Here is a 17,152-nt window from a genome sequence, read left to right as displayed (position 1 = left end):
TCCGGCGAGTTTCTTGTACCGGCAAGGTTAAGCACTTAAGGTGCGGAGCCGAAGTGAAAGCAAGTGTTAAGAGCACGTAAAGTCAGTACAAGAAGACCCGAAACCGGGTGATCTACCCATGTCCAGGTTGAAGTCGCCGTAAAAGGCGATGGAGGACCGAACGCACATCCGTTGAAAAGGGTGGCGATGAGGTGTGGGTAGGGGAGAAATTCCAATCGAACCCGGAGATAGCTGGTTCTCCTCGAAATAGCTTTAGGGCTAGCCTCGTATTAGTCTTGCGGAGGTAGAGCACTGAATATCCTAGGGGGCGTCAAAGCTTACCGAAGATTATCAAACTCCGAATGCCGCGTAGATGATGTACGGGAGTCAGACTGCACGAGATAAGTTGGGTAGTCAAAAGGGAAAGAGCCCAGACCACCAGCTAAGGTCCCAAAGTGCGTGTTAAGTGGTAAAGGATGTGGGATTTCGAAGACAACTAGGATGTTGGCTCAGAAGCAGCCATACATTCAAAGAGTGCGTAATAGCTCACTAGTCGAGAGGTCCTGCGCCGAAAATGTCCGGGGCTAAAACACGACACCGAAGCTGTGGATCCGAAAGGATGGTAGAGGAGCATTCTTAAGTCGATGAAGCTGTACTGTAAGGAGCAGTGGAGAGTTAAGAAGAGAGAATGCCGGAATGAGTAGCGAGATTTAAGTGAGAATCTTAAAGGCCGAATATCTAAGGTTTCCAGGGTAAAGCTGATCTTCCCTGGGTAAGTCGGGGCCTAAGGCGAGGACGAAAGTCGTAGTCGATGGATAACAGGTTGAAATTCCTGTACTGCTTATGAACAGAACTGTGGGGACGCAGAAGGAGAGCACGAGCCGGAAATGGAAAAGCCGGTACAAGCGTATAGCAGTCACATAGGAAAATCCGTGTGAGAAATGTAAAGCGCGATGTGGATCGAACATTAGTAGAGAAGCGTGTGAGCCAGCTGCCAAGAAAAGCCGCTATTGTTTCATGAGTACCCGTACCGTAAACCGACACAGGTGGATGAGGAGAGAATCCTAAGGCCGGCGGGAGAAGTGTTGTTAAGGAACTCGGCAAAATGACTCCGTAACTTCGGGAGAAGGAGTGCCATAGAAATATGGCCGCAGAGAAATGGCCCAAGCAACTGTTTAGCAAAAACACAGGTCTATGCAAAACCGAAAGGTGAGGTATATGGGCTGACGCCTGCCCGGTGCTGGAAGGTTAAGAGGAGAGGTTAGAGCAATCGAAGCTTTGAATTTAAGCCCCAGTAAACGGCGGCCGTAACTATAACGGTCCTAAGGTAGCGAAATTCCTTGTCGGGTAAGTTCCGACCCGCACGAAAGGCGTAATGATTTGGGCACTGTCTCAACAACACACCCGGTGAAATTGAAATACCAGTGAAGATGCTGGTTACCTGCGCCAGGACGGAAAGACCCCATGGAGCTTTACTCCAGTTTGATACTGGGATTCGGTACTGTCTGTACAGGATAGGTGGGAGGCTAGGAAATGGTGACGCCAGTTGCCATGGAGCCAACCTTGGGATACCACCCTTACAGTACTGGGTTTCTAACCTGCAGCCGTGACCCGGCTGGGGGACAATGTCTGACGGGGAGTTTGACTGGGGCGGTCGCCTCCGAAAGAGTATCGGAGGCGCTCAAAGGTTCCCTCAGAACGGTTGGAAACCGTTCGAAGAGTGCAAAGGCAGAAGGGAGCTTGACTGCGACACCGACGGGTGGAGCAGATACGAAAGTAGGACTTAGTGATCCGGTGGTATAAAGTGGGATTGCCATCGCTCAACGGATAAAAGCTACCCTGGGGATAACAGGCTTATCACTCCCAAGAGTTCACATCGACGGAGTGGTTTGGCACCTCGATGTCGGCTCATCGCATCCTGGAGCTGTAGCAGGTTCCAAGGGTTGGGCTGTTCGCCCATTAAAGCGGTACGCGAGCTGGGTTCAGAACGTCGTGAGACAGTTCGGTCCCTATCCGGCGTGGGCGTAGGATATTTGAGAGGAGCTGTCCTTAGTACGAGAGGACCGGGATGGACAAACCTCTGGTGTATCTGTTGTTTTACCAAAGGCATGGCAGAGTAGCCAAGTTTGGCAGGGATAAACGCTGAAGGCATCTAAGCGTGAAGCCCCCCTCAAGATAAGATATCCCATCTTCGGAGTAAGACCCCTTGAAGACTACAAGGTTGATAGGCTTTGAGTGTAAGTGTGGTAACGCACTGAGCTGAGAAGTACTAATAGGTCGAGGACTTATCCTTAGAGGTTTCTAAGAGATAAGCTTTGGAGATACGCAAAAAGCGGAAGAAAAAAGTTTACTTGGAAATGGACAAAAAGATAGACAAAAGATAGAAGTCTTAACAACTTTCTGTGTGAAATTCTGAAGGTACAAAAGTAAAGAGTACCAGGAAAATTTAACGCTGCAACAGGTGTTAAATTTTTTCTGTATATAGGGGATTGGTCAAATGGTATGATAGGGGTCTCCAAAACCTTTGGTGGGAGTTCGATTCTCTCATCCCCTGCTGATTAATACTCAGAAAGCTTGGCTTTACAAGTTTTCTGAGTTTTTTTGTATCTGTAGTGCTGCCATATATATTTTATGGTGACTTTAGTAAAAAAATATGTAAAATAGTATATTATAAAGCAAGGAAAAGAAGGGATTAATATGTATTACAATGATGTGCTTGATCTGATAGGAAATACTCCACTTATGTGTCTGAGGAAGTCTACAGGTTACAATATATTTGCAAAGGCAGAGTTTCTTAATCCTGGCGGAAGTATTAAGGACAGGATTGCAAAAAACATGTTAGAGGTAGCAGAGACTGAGGGAAAACTCAAGCCGGGAATGACTATTATAGAGCCTACTAGCGGCAATACAGGAATAGGTCTTGCACTCTGTGGTGTTCAGAAAGGCTATAAAGTGATAATTGTGATGCCGAAGAATATGAGTGAGGAGCGCAAGAAGGTTATCAGGGCATTTGGTGCGGATCTGGTACTTACAGATCCGGTTCTCAGTATCGGCGGAGCTGTTGATAAGGCAAATGAGATAGCGGAATCTGATCCGGAGAAGTATTTTATGCCGCAGCAGTTTGTCAATCAGGCGAATCCAGATGCGCATTATCACACGACTGCGGTCGAGATGTGCGAACAGCTTGGTCAGAAGATAGACATATATGTGTCTGGTGTTGGAAGTGGGGGTACTCTCCAAGGTATAGCTAAATATCTGTTGGAGAAAAATCCAGATACGAAGATTGTTGCCGTTGAGCCTAAGGGAGTGTCAGCGCTACATGGAGATGGCCCGGGAATCCATCAGATACAGGGCATTGGAGATGGATTTGTGCCGGATGTGCTTGATACGGATATGATAACTGATGTTGTGGAGGTATCAGATGAGGATGCAATACAAACTGCAAGAAATCTTGCTAGAAAGCAGGGACTTCTTGTTGGAACCTCATCAGGTGCAAATGTGTGGGCAGCCATGCAGATGGCGGAGAAGTATGGGAAGGATAAGGTCATAGCTACAGTTATGGCGGACAGGGCTGAGAGATACTTCAGTGTAGGTCTGTTATAGTATTCTGCTTATAGAGATAAAAATTGTATATAAATTAAAAAGAGACATTTTCAATAGGTTATGTGTATGGTACATTGAAAGTGTCTCTGTTTTTATTTTCGGAGATAAGGATAATGTGATGTTAGACTTCAGAATGGGGACCTATGCACTGGGGGCATCAAGTGACTAAAGATATGATAAAATGGGAACAGCTTCCAGCGGCTTTGGCTCCGGACACGGAATATGATGAGGATGGCTGCTTCTCTGGTACGGCCATAGAAGATAAGGGGAGACATATACTCATATATACGAGCGTTATGAAGAATCCTGATGGTGAAGGCGTCCTGCAGAATCAGAGTATAGCTGTCGGAGACAGAACAGAGTATACCAAGATAGGCTGCAATCCGGTGGTAAACGGAGATATGCTTCCTTATGGTCTGAGCAGAGAGGATTTCAGGGATCCTAAGGTTTGGCATGAAGACGGAATATACTATATGGTTGCCAGAACTGTCGATGAAGATAAGAAAGGGCAAGTCGTACTACTTTCCAGTCAAGATCTTGTGAATTGGAATTTTGAGAGTGTTCTGGCAAGAAACGATAAGGATTATGGCGGGGTATGGGAGTGCCCGGATTTCTTCGCGATCGATGGTCATAAGGTGCTTCTTGTATCTCCTATAGAGAATGATGACAAGGAAAGTTGTCAAAAAGTATTGACAACTTTCCTTGTCATTTGTTATACTCCATTATACAGAAAAATGACAACTATAGTTGTCATTTGACATATGTAATTTTAAATATATATTGTATTGGAAATTTCAGTATATGAAAATTAAATGGGGTAGTGAAGATATGGGAAAAAGAAATGACAAGGCTAGAGATAAAGATGTTGATAAAGGTAATAAGAAATCTGTCAGTGAAGCGATAAGGTCAATGTTTGAGATCAAAGACGATGGAAATTCTGTAAATAAATTAAAAACTCAGGTTAAAGGATATTCTGTGACAGCCATCACAGAGAGAACGTTAAAAAAGAACAAGCTTGGAGATGTCATGACTGCGGTGTGCAGCAAGAAAGAGCTCGAGGAAGAGATTCGGGAAAATTTGAAATTGGGGCTGCCGGTGTATGGATTCTTTCGCGAAAAGAAGATGTGGAGTTGTTTTTTATTTGACAAGGTTAATATTTTAAGAAATGAATTGTCACCTGAACCTGAAAGTGGAAACGATACGCTGGCTATATATAAGCTAAGAAAGTCATATGTTCACCCCGATGCGGAGAACGTACACGAAGATATGGCGGAGGTGGCCCACAGCAATGTGTACCAGAGTGTGCTTGATGTTTTGGGTGATGGGAAAATTGATGGTTTTATGTGGAAAGACAGGGTATACGTGTGTAAGAGAGAGAAGTCGACAGGTATACCGTATGGATTGGTGATTGGGATAGCACTAGGCGTTATCTATGGAATGTTATTTGACAATCTGGCACTTGGAATCTCTCTCGGGTTTTGTTTTGGAATAAGCTTTGGCATGATATGGGGGACATCCACCCACAGTTATGTGGAGCATGGAATGGTAGATGATGACGATACGGATGAATAAGCTGGAGGTGATATAGATGCCGCTGTACAACAAGCTAAAGGAATACAGGGCAAAGCTGGGGGTGAACCAGCAGGAGATGGGGGCATTGGTTCAGACATCGAGGCAGACGATAAGCCAGATAGAGAGGGGCGACTATAGTCCGTCGGTGACTTTGGCACTCAAGATCGCGAAGGTGTGTGGTGTCAGAGTAGAGGATATCTTCCAATATGAGGAAGATGAGGAGTGACTTCTGACATATGGATAAGGTCGTGTTAATTCATAGAATGAAAAGAGGATATGAGATGAATGATACTGATAAAAAAGTGAACAAGAAAAGTAATCTGAAGATATATATAATATTTGCGATAATGATCCTGGTAAGTTTGCTTGGAGGGTTCCTGGCTGGAAGGCTTGCAGCGGTGAACAAGGATACACTGGATGGAATCAACTGGGATAATATATGGAGTATAGTGGCTGATACGCTGCCTATAGCATATGGAGTGCTCATGTTGACGGTGTTCGTGGTGTCATTTGTCATGTATGGGAAGATAAAGAGGGCGATCAGTGGCTGGGACGGAGAAGATGAGGATGTAATAGCGGATATAGAGAGAAAGATATCAACTGCCTCATATCTCCCATGTGTAGCTGTGTTTATGGGATTTGTATTGTTCCCGGTATGTATATATGCCATAGACAGAGCTTATGGGGATGATGGTGGTATGGTTATGGCCATTGTGTCTGAGCTGGTATTCGTGATATCGTTGGCGTTGTACTGTGTAGCAGAAAAGCTTGTTATCGATGAAGAGAAGAAGCTTAACCCGGAGAAATGCGGCAATATATTCGATATGCATTTTCGCCGTGACTGGGAGAGTACATCGGACGAGGCAGAGCTTACCATGATAGCAAAATCCTCTAAGAAGGGATTTATGTCTGGAATCAAGGTGGGATTTGTCATGTGGATACTCATGTTTATGAGTATGTTCGCATTTGGAACAGGGGTGATGCCGGTGTTGGCAGTGGGAGTGATTCTGCTTGTCATGTATGTGGCGTATGGAAGAGAGTTCAGGAAACTGCAGAAGTAAATACGATTAGAAATTTGATTTGGGATGACCGTGAAAATTACGGCCATCCTTTTTGTTGCATTAAACTTATGATTAATATCTTGCGCGTAATCAATATAATGACTGTGTTCGGGATGATGTGATACTCAATACCAGAAAAGCAATGCCAATTTTTGAGTGGCTATGAGGTCAGTTGAGTTTTTTTTAGATATAAGAATAGAAATGATGATATTGGGTCAATAATATCTATGCAATATGAAATGTTAGAAAAGTTTTTCACAGGAAAGGGGTATTGCTATGATATTAAAGGAAAAAGAGAAAACAGTTATCCAGGATCTTCAGACACAGGAGAAGTCCTGTGTGGAGAAGTATGGACGATATGCCGAGCAGGCGAAAGATCCGGAGCTCAAGAATCTGTTCCAGACTATTCAGAAGGAAGAGCAGAAGCATTATGATTCACTTACACAGGTGCTCGATGGACAGGTCCCTCAGTGTGATTGCAACGACAGCAATGGAAAAGATTATGAGCCAAAGCAGACATACAAGATGATGGACGATTCAGAGGATAAGAAGAATGACAAGTTCCTTGCAACAGACTGTATCGGAACGGAGAAACTTGTGTCAGGCGAGTACAATGGCGAGATATTTGCATTTGGCGAGAGTGCGGTCAGAAAGCTGCTTGCAGACATACAGATCGAGGAACAGAATCACGCCGAGATGCTCTACAAGTACAAGGTTGCAAATGGAATGGTGTAGGCAGCTTACTGATGGGGACGGAGGTACCTGACCCCTTGGGGCAAATTTGACCGTAAATAGGCGAAAAAAAGGGCAAAAGGGGACGGAGGTACCCGTCCCCCTTTTGACAAAACGGATTAAAAATGTAGTATACTGTTATACAGTTCATGATGAGCAAAATATTAGTAAGGCACATTTGGAATGTTTACAACGAAGAGGAGAAAGGTAAAGTGAAAAGAAAATTCTATAGTGCGCTATATGTGGTAGTATTTGCGTTGGTGCTGTCAGGCTGCAGTCTGTCAGGAATTGCAGATGGCAGTAAATCGGCGGTTAATGGTAATCTTGCTTCTGATGGGGGAACTACTGTATTTGAACAGGTAACTTCTGCGGAGACTACGACAACAGAGGAGATTACGGAAACCCAAAGCGATATTTCATCAGAAAGCTTAGAAACCACTGAGGATACGACAGTTTCGGATTCTGGTGGGGCAGCAGACGCAAGCATCGAAGGAAAGGCAGCTTCAAATATGGAGCTTGCTGATATTCCAGCATATTCTGGAAGTGCATATTGTGAGATAAATGGCAATGTGCCGGCATTTGACGATGATGAGCTGGTGACGGATGCATTTGAGAATTATAGTGATCTGGACTCACTTGGAAGGTGCGGAGTTGCTTATGCCAACATTTGTAAAGAGATCATGCCGACGGAGGAGCGGGGAGTGATAGGTATGGTCAAGCCTTCGGGCTGGCATACGGTGAAGTATAATGATCGTATAGATGGTAATTACCTATACAATCGATGTCATTTGATCGGATATCAGCTGGCTGGAGAAAATGCAAATGAGAAGAATCTGATAACGGGAACCAGATATCTTAACGTGACAGGCATGCTTCCATTTGAAAATGAAGTGGCTGATTATGTGGAGAGCACCGGAAACCATGTGCTGTACAGGGTGACGCCTGTGTACGATGGTGATAACCTAGTCGCATCGGGAGTGCAGATGGAGGCTGAGTCCGTGGAGGACAAAGGCGCTGGGGTTAGCTTTAACGTGTATGTGTACAATGTGCAGCCTGGAGTGCTGATTGACTATGCAACCGGTGGTAGTGAGGCGGATCCGGGATATGTGGTGCCGGGGAAAAATACGAGTTCGGAGATATCCGGTGAAGATGGAGACCAGGCAGCAGAGGCTGGAACAAGCGAGGAAACTCAAAACACAGGGTCAGAGGCTGATGATACATCGGAAGCTCAGACGGAAGCAGCAAATGAAGATACATATATAGTAAACACCAATACAGGCAAGTTTCATAAGCCGTCATGCAGGAGTGTGAAACAGATGAAGGAATCCAACAAGTCTGAGAGGACGACCACAAGGGATGAACTTATATCTGAGGGATATGAGCCTTGTAAGAACTGTAATCCGTAGTTGGATTTGATTGTTAAGGCTTTTAAATGCGCTACAGAGGTTATACAACAACCACTTGATATAACAGACTATATCAGGTGGTTGTTTTGTTATAGAGGTAAAGCACATATTTTATCAAAATATTATATATGACAGCGTGCTTGAGAAGTTCCAGAGTCTGCCACCGGAGAAGCAGACTGAGAACATGGCAAGCGCATTTGGTGACGGAATGGATCAAATGGTGAATTATGTATATGACCATTATGACAATTTCAAACTACTGTTGCGGTGCAGCGACAATGGAAAGTACGGAGATATGATACACAATCTGGTAGATAGCAAGACTTTTGAGTTCACTTGCATCAGCGCCGATGATATTCAGGACCTTGGGATGTCCGATTGGCGTGAGGAGGACATGAAGAAAAGGATAATCGACAAGATCAGCGATGAGCTTGAAGCTGCAGAAGTGAAGATCGCCGATGACACTTTCGACGAGCTTGTGAAGAAGTTTCAATGATAAGCGTATCTAATAAAATTGTGGCAGGATTGGCTGCGATTTGTTATACTGATATCAATATTGGGAGGTGGTTATATGTGTGATGTAGCTAAATACTCTAAGATGTATAAAGATATAAAGAATTTACAGCCTGAAGACACTTTGCAATTGGTATTAGAGTCAAAGACAAAGGATGAAAAAGAATTCTTTGAATTGATAGGTAATTATTTGTTGCAGAAAAAGCAAAAGGAAGTTATAGAGGGGAATTTGTTTTAAGTGAAAAAATATATTCTTATAGCTGGAGTTTGAACTTCATTATGTTGGAGTAGATTCTGTTGATATAGCAAAGCAGAGAATTGCATACAGGGTAGAACATGGAGGTCATGGAATCCCGGACAAGGATGTAGAGAGACGTTATACAGAAAGCTTTATTAACTTGAAGAAAGTAATAGGCAAGTGTGATATGGCAATAATGTATGATAATACGAATGTATTCAACAGATTTGCTGTATATGAAAAAGGACGTATTGTTGAATTGTCGAATAATGTACCAAAGTGGTATACAAATAATTTCGTGTAGAACAGAAGGGGCTGTGAAAAACTCGATTGAGTTTTTTCGCAGCCCCTTTTTGCCCTTGTTTGCTATAAATAACTGGATATCAGCTCACAGCCTACTCAAAATCGTCCTCGCCATAGTCGCAGTCACAGCCACAGCCGCCATCGCTGCAGTTTCCGTTGTATGAGCCAAATGTCTGGCTCTTTCTAGGAGAGCAGAGCATTCCGAGCACAAGCCCTGTGAGGAATGTGCAGATAGCGAAAAGCACGGCCTCTCTTGTTGAGTAGTCTTTATCCTTTACGACAACAGTGAATTTGTTCCATCCGTCTTTGATAGTTTTCATTGGTTTCATTGAAATCCCTCCTGATCATATTATATTGATAAATCCTGAATCAGGGAAAATCCCCCATCTTTAATGAATCTCCCTGAACAGTTAATTATATGATACATCAACATCATACATCAGTCCACCCCTGGGCAGGCGACTTAAGAATAAAATGAGATTTGTGAAAGTCGATCATACCTTCGTCTTTCATCCTGCCAAGTTCAGTAGACAGTCCACTGCGGTCCACGGACAGAAAGTCAGCGAGCTGCTGTCTGGAAAATGGTATGTCAAATTCGTTGCTGCCATGTCTGTGCATCTCCGATGACAGGTAGGAGAGCAACTTATCCCTGGTTGTTTTCTGGCTCATGTGCTTTGATTTTTCGCCGAGTCTCAGGTTCTTGCCGGCGAGATCGCACAGGAGATTTCTTATCATCTGATTATGTCTGCCACATGTTACCGGGCAGGTGGTAAGCATTTTTTGAACATTCAGAAACAATACAGAACTTGCAGCTTCAGCATATACGCTGACGTCGAGTACGGAGCCAGGGGTACAGGCATATGATTCCGCAAACGTGTGTCCGGGCAGGATGGCAGACATGACGCTTTGACCCCCCCAGTAATCCTCCTGGATGACTATTGCTTTGCCTGTAAGCAGCAATCCTATATATTCTGTTGTGTTGCCAGCCATGAGAATACACTCATTTTTTTGGTATTTTTTGATGATTGCACCCAGACAGTCCAGTATGGAGTCAACGTCGTCGGCGATAATACCAGAAAAAAGACTGGATTTCAATAATGTGTCCATGTATTTGTTCATATTACCTCTTAGTGGGGACGCTTCTTTTGTCACAAGGAGTGTCCCCTGTATTAGATTTGTATGACAGAGGGACACCCTTGTGACAAAAGGAGCGTCCCTGGAGAGTATAACATTCCTAATGTTGAAAATTCAACATACACAAATGCTCTGACTGAATATAATGACGTTAAAAGCAGGAAAAAGATTGGAGGAAATATATATGATAAGAAGAGTTATACAGATAGACGAGGACAAGTGTAATGGATGTGGAGCCTGTGCAAATGCGTGCCATGAGGGTGCTATAGGCATGGTAAACGGCAAAGCAAAGCTGCTCAGAGACGATTATTGTGATGGACTTGGCGACTGCCTGCCGTCGTGTCCTACAGGAGCCATAACATTTGTGGAGAGAGAGGCGGCTGCGTATGATGAGGCGGCAGTCATGGCAAACAAACAGGCAAGACTCGATGCAGAAAAATCCATAAATATGGTTGGCTCAGGAGTGATGCATGAAAAAAGTCCGGCACACTCTGGTTGCCCTGGTTCTATGGCGAGAAGCATATTCAGGAGACCGGCAGCAGCTTCGGGTGAAGCAGTACAGGCAAGCTCATATGAACAGGCAGCAGTAGAATGCGTACAGAATACAACTGATAAAACAGTCAACCAGCAGGCGGGTGACATATATAATTATGAGCGCCCGAGTCAGCTCACACAGTGGCCGGTGCAGATTAAACTTGCCCCGGTAAATGCGCCATACTTTGATGGTGCAAAGTTGCTTATAGCGGCGGACTGTACAGCCTATGCCTATGCATCGTTCCACGAGAAATTCATAAAGGGACATGTGACTCTGATCGGCTGTCCGAAACTTGACAGTGTCGATTATTCAGAGAAACTTACAGAGATTATCAGGCGAAATGATATACAAAGTGTTACAATAGTCCGTATGGAGGTTCCTTGTTGTGGAGGACTGGAGATGGCTGCGAAGAAGGCACTTCAGGACAGCGGCAAGTTTATCCCATGGCAGGTTGCAACAATATCAATAGATGGAAGAATCCTTGACTGACATTCTCTTCACGGCACCATGAAAGGTAAAGACAATGGAAGATAAAATAAGAATTACAACTGAGACAGGCAGTCGTCTGGTCGGTGCTCTGATAGGGCTGGTGAGAGCCACTGATGGGATGATGCATGTGACTGATGATACAAATAACATAATAATAGAAGGTTTGCACATGTCTGATATTGCTCTTGGCATCTCTGATGCAGACATGGAGGCGATGATCGCAAGGGCGCATGCTGATAAGCATACAATTGTCCCTGACTGCAGTGTGTGCGGTGCACCATGTGGCAGGACTGCAGATTATGACTGGGAGAGCGTGTACAGAGAAGAGCGGACAGAGCACGAGGAAGGCAATAGTGATGGCAATGTGGCAGAGTCTTCTGTCATATCGGACGTGCGGATAGACATACTTTCCATACTTCAGAAGATATCCCACAGAGTGATCTCCGGGGAGATCAACGCAGATGACGAGGTGAACTTCAGTGTGTGCAGGGCAGTATTTGCACTGGGGGAGAACTGGAGTGACGGCGAGCTTGAGAGAGTAGAGCGTGAACTCGAAGATTTGTCAACCAACAGTATGTAACAATGGCACACAAAAATATAATACTTGAAAATAACAAGGCTTGGCGCATCACAGATGGAATGAATGTGGTGCGCTTATTAAAATTAATAAGAAAATACCTTACACTACAGTATAAAGCCATTGCAAATACAGTTATTCGGGAGTACAATAGTCGGACGCATCAAAAAATATGGATAATGGTATACTATGGAATAAGAGGTAACGATATGGGAAGTGCTGCTACAGGCTTTGTAAAAAATAATAAAAAGGTGACATGGAAAGAATTTGCCAGAATGCTGGCTGTGCTTGCTGTGCCTATTGCGATGCAGAATCTGCTGGCGACCACCGCTAGTATGGTTGACACCATCATGATAGGAAGTGAGGGCGAGATCGCCGTTGCGGCGGTTGGCGTGTGTGCACAAATAGGATCACTTTTGTTTTCAACATATTGGGGATTTGTCAGCTGCTCCCTTCTGTTCATGTCTCAATACTGGGGAGCCAAGGATCCAGAGGGAATGAACAAGGCATTTGGTCTGGCGATCATATGTGCGGGAATATTTGGAATAGCATTTGCGGTGGTGACTGTGGTTGCACCGGGGTGGATACTTGGAATATATACAGATAAAGTAGAGATCATAGCACTTGCGAAGCCATATATGAGAATAGTTGGATGGTCTTATCCGCTTCAGGTATTTGCCGCAATAATTACAGCACTTCTTAAGTCAACGGAGAGGGTGAAGGTGCCACTGGTATGCTCCATCATCTCACTTTTACTCAACTTTTGTATAAATTTTGTGTTGATCTACGGTAGATTTGGCGCTCCAAAGATGGGAGTTGCCGGTGCGGCTATAGGTACACTGGTGTCAGGAATCGTGAATATAGCATTGCTCATTCTGTATCTTGCAAAGAGCAGTCACGAGATAAAGTTCAGCGCGCGAAAGGCATTTGATATTGATATGGGATTTGTGAAGTCCTATGCGTCAAAGGCATTTCCAATCGTGTGTAACGAAATACTCTACGGTGTGGGACAGATGATAATCAATGTCGTCATGGGACATCAGAGCGATTCGGCCATAGCAGCCATGGCAGCGTTCCGTGTGTGCGAGGGATTTGTATATGCGTTCTTTGGAGGTCTGGCAAATGCGTCAAGCGTTGCAGTGGGAAATGAAGTTGGCGCGGGTAATCTGGACAGGGGACTTTCCTATGCCAAGAGAGCTGCACTGGTATGTCCTGCCATCACATTCACAATTGTGCTCATCACGATGCTGCTGCACAATCCGCTGTTCGGATTGTTTGGACTCGGGGCTGAGGCGATGATGTACACAAAGTATATGCTTATAATATATCTGTTCTTCGGAGCAGTCAGAACATGCTGCTATATACAGAACGAGTGCTTCCGTGCAGGCGGTGAGGCCATCGTTGGAACAGTTATGGAGATCAGTGGACTGATGTTGTTTTCGGTCCCGGCTACATGGGTAGCAGGAATGGTGCTCAAGCTGCCATTCCTCGCAGTGTTCTCATTTGTTTACACGGATGAACTTCTGAGATTTGTCATACTCACGCCGTATCTACTGAAGGGAAGATGGATCAAACCTATGACAGGACCTGGACGCGCGGCACTTGATGAGTTTAGGGGCAGGATGAAGCGAAATAAGCATAGAGCGCGATAATCTATGGGGGCGGAAGGGTCAGGTACCTCCATCCACTGTTTTGAAAAAGGAGAAAATAATATGCTGCAAATAAAAAATCTCACAAAGAGATACGGAGATAAGTTGGCGGTGGACAATCTAAGCCTACATATAATGCCGGGGGAGATATATGGTTTCATAGGACATAACGGAGCAGGAAAGACAACAACCATAAAGGCGTGTACAGGGATCCTGAATTTTGAGGAGGGAGATATCCTTATAGATGGCGTGTCCATAAAGGAAAAACCGCTGGAATGCAAGAAACAGATGGCATATATTCCTGACAATCCAGATATGTATGATTTCATGACCGGAATCGGATATTTGAATTTTATAGCCGATATATTTGGCGTGCCGGAGGAAGTCAGGGACGAGCTCATAGACAAATATGCTGACGCATTTGAGATAAAAGATAACCTAGGACAGCTGGTATCCGAGTATTCTCATGGTATGAAGCAGAAACTGGCAATCATATCTGCATGGATACATGAGCCGAAACTTGTAATCATGGATGAACCATTTGTCGGACTTGATCCAAAGGCTTCCCATATACTCAAGCAGATGATGAGAAAAATGTGTGATGACGGAGGGGCGATATTCTTCTCCACACATGTATTGGAAGTCGCTGAGAAACTGTGCGATAAAGTGGCGATTATCAAAGGCGGACGGCTTATAAAGGCAGGCATAATGGAGCAGGTTAAGGGTGACGAATCTCTGGAGTCTGTGTTTCTTGAGCTGGAGGGCGAGTCATGATAAAGATACTGATGAAAAAACAGCTCAAGCAGCTTTTTAGTGGATTTTTTGTTGACCGGAAAACTGGAAAATCTAAATCCAAAGGCGCTGCGGTATTTGGAATAGTCATATATATCGCGCTCATACTCGGCTGCATGGGCAGCATGTTTGGCAGCGTGGCATACTCAATGTGTGCTCAGCTCTGCGCCGTGGGACTAGACTGGATGTATATGGCTATGATGGCTATGATGTCCCTTGCCATAGGTATATTTGGAAGCGTGTTCAATACATATGCAAGCCTTTATCAGGCAAAAGACAATGATCTGATGCTGTCACTTCCAATACCGGTCAGAGCTATACTGTTTTCCAGACTGGCAGGTGTGTATGTCATGGGCGCGATATTTTCGGCAACAGCCATGGTTCCGGGAATAATAGTGTATGGGATAGTGGTGCATCCGGGGATAGGTGCTGTGATTTCAGCGGTCATAGTTATGATCCTCCTGACATTTGTCGTTCTGGTACTTTCGTGCATACTTGGCTGGGTAGTGGGGAAGATAGGCAATAAGACGAAGAATAAGAGCTATGTCACGGTTATACTCTCACTGGCATTTATAGTGGGTTATTACGCAGTATACATGAATGCAAATAAGATGCTTACAAATATTCTGGCAAATAGTGAAATGTACAGCGCAAAGATAAAGGGGGCAGTGTATCCTCTCTATTCCATAGGATGCGCAGCCACGGGTAACATAATGCAGCTTGCGTTTGCCGCAGTCGGAACGCTGGTGGTATCACTGGCTGTGTGGATAGTTCTGGAACGAAGTTTTATCGGTATAGTTACGACAAAGACAGGTCATGCGGCAAAGAAACTTGTGGCGAAGCGAAGCAGGGCAAAGAATCAGGAGATGGCTTTGCTTATCAGAGAGTTTAGAAGATTGGCATCATCGGCGATATATATGCTGAACTGTTCGCTTGGAACGTTGCTCATGCTCATTCTGGCGGTGATATGTCTTGTGAAGGGACACTCTGTAACGGATATGATCTCGAAAATGCCAGGACTTCCTGATGGTATACTTGTATTTGGGGCATGTATAGCGGTGTGCGCGGCAGCCTCCATGAATGATCTGACCGCACCGTCCGTATCCCTGGAAGGAAAAACGCTGTGGATAGTAAGATCGCTTCCAGTCACATCATGGCAGATACTCAGAGCCAAAATAAGAATGCATGTTATACTCACGATGGTTCCGGCGATGGTGCTCGATGTGGCTTTGATGGCTGTGGTGAAACCTTCCCTGACAAATGGAGTGATGATGCTTTTGATACCATGCCTTTATGTATGTCTGACTGCCTATATCGGGCTCGCGGTGAATCTCAAGATGCCAAAACTTGACTGGACATCGGAGGCAGCGGTGGTGAAACAGAGCATGGGAGTACTTGTTGCTCTTTTATCTAATTTTGTGTATATTATAGTACTTGTAGCAGGATACGTAGCCCTCGGAAGCCTGACTGGATCGACATTATATCTTATAATAAGCGCAGTGTTGACATCTGTCATTGCCGCGTTGTTCAGGATATGGCTGAAGAGACGCGGGGTGCAGGTGTTTGAGGCACTCTAGTTGTCTGCGATGATGAATTCAGGGCTGTGCTCTGCACGGGAGCTGGAGACTGTGGTTGTAATACAGCGTAGATTATAGATGGCAGAATAAATTATAGATAGAAATATAGATAGAAAGAAGTTTCAGGATTAAATATGGCAGAAATAAAGAACTCGGAATTAGATATGAGCAGTCAGCAGAAAGCTGAACTGGACAAAGAGAAAAGAAAAGAAGAGAAGAAAGAGGCAAAAAGAGTAAAAAGGCAGCACTACAAGGAATTAAATGAGCCGCCAAAGCTCACCGTCCTTGAGGAGGTGGGAAATGCTGTTACCCATGGAATAGGAGCAGGACTTGCCATAGCCGGCTTTGTCCTTCTTCTCCTGAAGTCGGACACAGGGCTCAAAGTGATGGCATCGTGTTTTTATGGAATATCACTGATATTGATGTTTCTCATGAGCTGTCTGTATCACTCATACAAATCCGGGCTGGCAGTCAAGCGGCTCTGGAGAAGATTTGACTATTCCTCGATATATCTGCTGATAGGCGGAACATTTGCGCCACTGTACCTTGTGTACTGGGGAAATGTGCTTGGAATAGTGTTGTTCTGTGTGCAGTGGGCACTTATCATAGCGGGAATCACCATCATATGTGTGTTCGGACCGGGCAGGTTCAGACCGATACACTATACGCTGTACTTCGTCATCGGATGGAGTGCCATCATGTTCATTCCGGGCTGGTTCAGAAATGACAAGCCGCTTTTGGGATGGATCGTGGGCGGTGGCATTGTCTATACGCTTGGCATGATTCCATTTGTGAAGGACACCAAGGGGGCGCACTTTATCTGGCATATCTTTGTGATGCTGGGGGCTGCGCTGCATTGGTTTGGGATGTACCTTTATGTGTATTGAGGACGGACGAAAAACTGCTCTCCAGACATAATAAGCCGTGTGCCTGTATTCTGAATCACACTAATCTTCCGTCACTTCAGCTTGCTTATATTTGCACTGCGCTCT

At 44.7% G+C, this 17,152-nt stretch carries 18 protein-coding genes, 1 tRNA gene and 1 rRNA gene (1 of these 20 cut by a window edge); 18 read left to right on the top strand and 2 right to left on the bottom strand.

Features of this window, described 5'->3' with window-relative positions:
- From NQ536_RS12180 to NQ536_RS12125, 12 genes are all read left to right on the top strand, one after another.
- Nucleotides 1–2,272: ribosomal RNA gene (locus NQ536_RS12180) — 23S ribosomal RNA — on the top strand; it begins 608 nt to the left of the window's first position.
- Nucleotides 2,273–2,462: 190 nt separating this feature from the next.
- Nucleotides 2,463–2,533, top strand: a tRNA-Trp gene (locus tag NQ536_RS12175).
- 143 nt (nt 2,534–2,676) lie between these two features.
- On the top strand, nt 2,677–3,582 hold the full coding sequence (cysK, locus tag NQ536_RS12170) for a cysteine synthase A (protein WP_004850316.1): 906 nt from the start codon (nt 2,677–2,679) through the stop codon (nt 3,580–3,582).
- 173 nt (nt 3,583–3,755) lie between these two features.
- Nucleotides 3,756–4,340, top strand: a complete 585-nt coding sequence (locus NQ536_RS12165) for a glycoside hydrolase family 32 protein (protein ID WP_243135063.1) — start codon at nt 3,756–3,758, stop codon at nt 4,338–4,340.
- 70 nt (nt 4,341–4,410) lie between these two features.
- Nucleotides 4,411–5,154 (top strand): hypothetical protein, encoded by a 744-nt coding sequence (locus NQ536_RS12160; RefSeq protein WP_155803793.1) that lies wholly within the window; start codon nt 4,411–4,413, stop codon nt 5,152–5,154.
- 16 nt (nt 5,155–5,170) lie between these two features.
- The gene (locus NQ536_RS12155; RefSeq protein ID WP_004850322.1) at nt 5,171–5,380 is read left to right on the top strand and encodes a helix-turn-helix transcriptional regulator; all 210 of its coding nucleotides are present in this window, start codon (nt 5,171–5,173) and stop codon (nt 5,378–5,380) included.
- A gap of 55 nt (nt 5,381–5,435) precedes the next feature.
- Complete coding sequence (locus NQ536_RS12150; protein ID WP_155803803.1) at nt 5,436–6,215, top strand: DUF3169 family protein; 780 nt, start codon at nt 5,436–5,438, stop codon at nt 6,213–6,215.
- A gap of 276 nt (nt 6,216–6,491) precedes the next feature.
- Nucleotides 6,492–6,950 carry a ferritin-like domain-containing protein gene (locus NQ536_RS12145; RefSeq protein WP_004850326.1) on the top strand — a complete coding sequence of 153 codons (459 nt, stop codon included), beginning with the start codon at nt 6,492–6,494 and terminating at the stop codon, nt 6,948–6,950.
- A gap of 506 nt (nt 6,951–7,456) precedes the next feature.
- Nucleotides 7,457–8,353, top strand: coding sequence for a DNA/RNA non-specific endonuclease (locus NQ536_RS12140; RefSeq protein ID WP_408639982.1), 897 nt, complete (start codon nt 7,457–7,459; stop codon nt 8,351–8,353).
- A gap of 136 nt (nt 8,354–8,489) precedes the next feature.
- Nucleotides 8,490–8,849 (top strand): hypothetical protein, encoded by a 360-nt coding sequence (locus tag NQ536_RS12135; protein ID WP_004850329.1) that lies wholly within the window; start codon nt 8,490–8,492, stop codon nt 8,847–8,849.
- A 75-nt stretch (nt 8,850–8,924) separates the two neighbouring features.
- The gene (locus NQ536_RS12130) at nt 8,925–9,104 is read left to right on the top strand and encodes a hypothetical protein (RefSeq protein WP_044997847.1); all 180 of its coding nucleotides are present in this window, start codon (nt 8,925–8,927) and stop codon (nt 9,102–9,104) included.
- 160 nt (nt 9,105–9,264) lie between these two features.
- Nucleotides 9,265–9,408, top strand: a complete 144-nt coding sequence (locus NQ536_RS12125; RefSeq protein WP_004850333.1) for a hypothetical protein — start codon at nt 9,265–9,267, stop codon at nt 9,406–9,408.
- Nucleotides 9,409–9,499: 91 nt separating this feature from the next.
- On the opposite strand, the gene NQ536_RS12120 is transcribed toward NQ536_RS12125, so the two are convergent.
- Nucleotides 9,500–9,736, bottom strand: a complete 237-nt coding sequence (locus NQ536_RS12120) for a hypothetical protein (RefSeq protein WP_004850335.1) — start codon at nt 9,734–9,736, stop codon at nt 9,500–9,502.
- A 103-nt stretch (nt 9,737–9,839) separates the two neighbouring features.
- The gene (locus NQ536_RS12115) at nt 9,840–10,526 is read right to left on the bottom strand and encodes a Crp/Fnr family transcriptional regulator (RefSeq protein ID WP_004850337.1); all 687 of its coding nucleotides are present in this window, start codon (nt 10,524–10,526) and stop codon (nt 9,840–9,842) included.
- A 199-nt stretch (nt 10,527–10,725) separates the two neighbouring features.
- Here NQ536_RS12115 and NQ536_RS12110 point away from each other — a divergent pair, with 199 nt between their 5' ends.
- The 6 genes from NQ536_RS12110 (at nt 10,726) to trhA (ending at nt 17,047) form a co-directional block, all read left to right on the top strand.
- The gene (locus NQ536_RS12110; RefSeq protein ID WP_044997848.1) at nt 10,726–11,565 is read left to right on the top strand and encodes an ATP-binding protein; all 840 of its coding nucleotides are present in this window, start codon (nt 10,726–10,728) and stop codon (nt 11,563–11,565) included.
- A 34-nt stretch (nt 11,566–11,599) separates the two neighbouring features.
- Nucleotides 11,600–12,145 carry a hypothetical protein gene (locus tag NQ536_RS12105; RefSeq protein WP_004850341.1) on the top strand — a complete coding sequence of 182 codons (546 nt, stop codon included), beginning with the start codon at nt 11,600–11,602 and terminating at the stop codon, nt 12,143–12,145.
- Nucleotides 12,146–12,351: 206 nt separating this feature from the next.
- Nucleotides 12,352–13,794, top strand: a complete 1,443-nt coding sequence (locus NQ536_RS12100) for an MATE family efflux transporter (protein WP_044997849.1) — start codon at nt 12,352–12,354, stop codon at nt 13,792–13,794.
- Between the two features lie 60 nt (nt 13,795–13,854).
- Nucleotides 13,855–14,565, top strand: a complete 711-nt coding sequence (locus NQ536_RS12095; RefSeq protein WP_022059208.1) for an ABC transporter ATP-binding protein — start codon at nt 13,855–13,857, stop codon at nt 14,563–14,565.
- Entirely contained in the window at nt 14,562–16,160 is a 1,599-nt protein-coding gene (locus NQ536_RS12090) for a putative ABC transporter permease subunit (RefSeq protein ID WP_004850346.1), read from the top strand. Before NQ536_RS12095 ends, NQ536_RS12090 begins: the two co-directional genes overlap by 4 nt.
- A 134-nt stretch (nt 16,161–16,294) precedes the next feature.
- On the top strand, nt 16,295–17,047 hold the full coding sequence (gene trhA / locus NQ536_RS12085; RefSeq protein WP_004850348.1) for a PAQR family membrane homeostasis protein TrhA: 753 nt from the start codon (nt 16,295–16,297) through the stop codon (nt 17,045–17,047).
- Nucleotides 17,048–17,152 lie beyond the last annotated feature (105 nt).

The sequence above is a fragment of the Coprococcus eutactus genome (assembly GCF_025149915.1).
Taxonomy (GTDB): domain Bacteria; phylum Bacillota; class Clostridia; order Lachnospirales; family Lachnospiraceae; genus Coprococcus; species Coprococcus eutactus.
This window is presented reverse-complemented; position numbering and strand designations above follow the sequence as displayed.

Coding starts and splice junctions, on each gene's coding strand:
- cysK (WP_004850316.1), top strand. CDS start 2,677: ATGTATTACAATGATGTGCTTGATCTGATAGGAAATACTCCACTTATG.
- NQ536_RS12150 (WP_155803803.1), top strand. CDS start 5,436: ATGAATGATACTGATAAAAAAGTGAACAAGAAAAGTAATCTGAAGATA.
- NQ536_RS12110 (WP_044997848.1), top strand. CDS start 10,726: ATGATAAGAAGAGTTATACAGATAGACGAGGACAAGTGTAATGGATGT.
- NQ536_RS12090 (WP_004850346.1), top strand. CDS start 14,562: ATGATAAAGATACTGATGAAAAAACAGCTCAAGCAGCTTTTTAGTGGA.
- NQ536_RS12160 (WP_155803793.1), top strand. CDS start 4,411: ATGGGAAAAAGAAATGACAAGGCTAGAGATAAAGATGTTGATAAAGGT.
- NQ536_RS12165 (WP_243135063.1), top strand. CDS start 3,756: ATGATAAAATGGGAACAGCTTCCAGCGGCTTTGGCTCCGGACACGGAA.
- NQ536_RS12145 (WP_004850326.1), top strand. CDS start 6,492: ATGATATTAAAGGAAAAAGAGAAAACAGTTATCCAGGATCTTCAGACA.
- NQ536_RS12100 (WP_044997849.1), top strand. CDS start 12,352: ATGGGAAGTGCTGCTACAGGCTTTGTAAAAAATAATAAAAAGGTGACA.
- NQ536_RS12155 (WP_004850322.1), top strand. CDS start 5,171: ATGCCGCTGTACAACAAGCTAAAGGAATACAGGGCAAAGCTGGGGGTG.
- NQ536_RS12115 (WP_004850337.1), bottom strand. CDS start 10,526: ATGAACAAATACATGGACACATTATTGAAATCCAGTCTTTTTTCTGGT.
- NQ536_RS12120 (WP_004850335.1), bottom strand. CDS start 9,736: ATGAAACCAATGAAAACTATCAAAGACGGATGGAACAAATTCACTGTT.
- NQ536_RS12105 (WP_004850341.1), top strand. CDS start 11,600: ATGGAAGATAAAATAAGAATTACAACTGAGACAGGCAGTCGTCTGGTC.
- NQ536_RS12130 (WP_044997847.1), top strand. CDS start 8,925: ATGTGTGATGTAGCTAAATACTCTAAGATGTATAAAGATATAAAGAAT.
- trhA (WP_004850348.1), top strand. CDS start 16,295: ATGGCAGAAATAAAGAACTCGGAATTAGATATGAGCAGTCAGCAGAAA.
- NQ536_RS12140 (WP_408639982.1), top strand. CDS start 7,457: ATGGAGCTTGCTGATATTCCAGCATATTCTGGAAGTGCATATTGTGAG.
- NQ536_RS12095 (WP_022059208.1), top strand. CDS start 13,855: ATGCTGCAAATAAAAAATCTCACAAAGAGATACGGAGATAAGTTGGCG.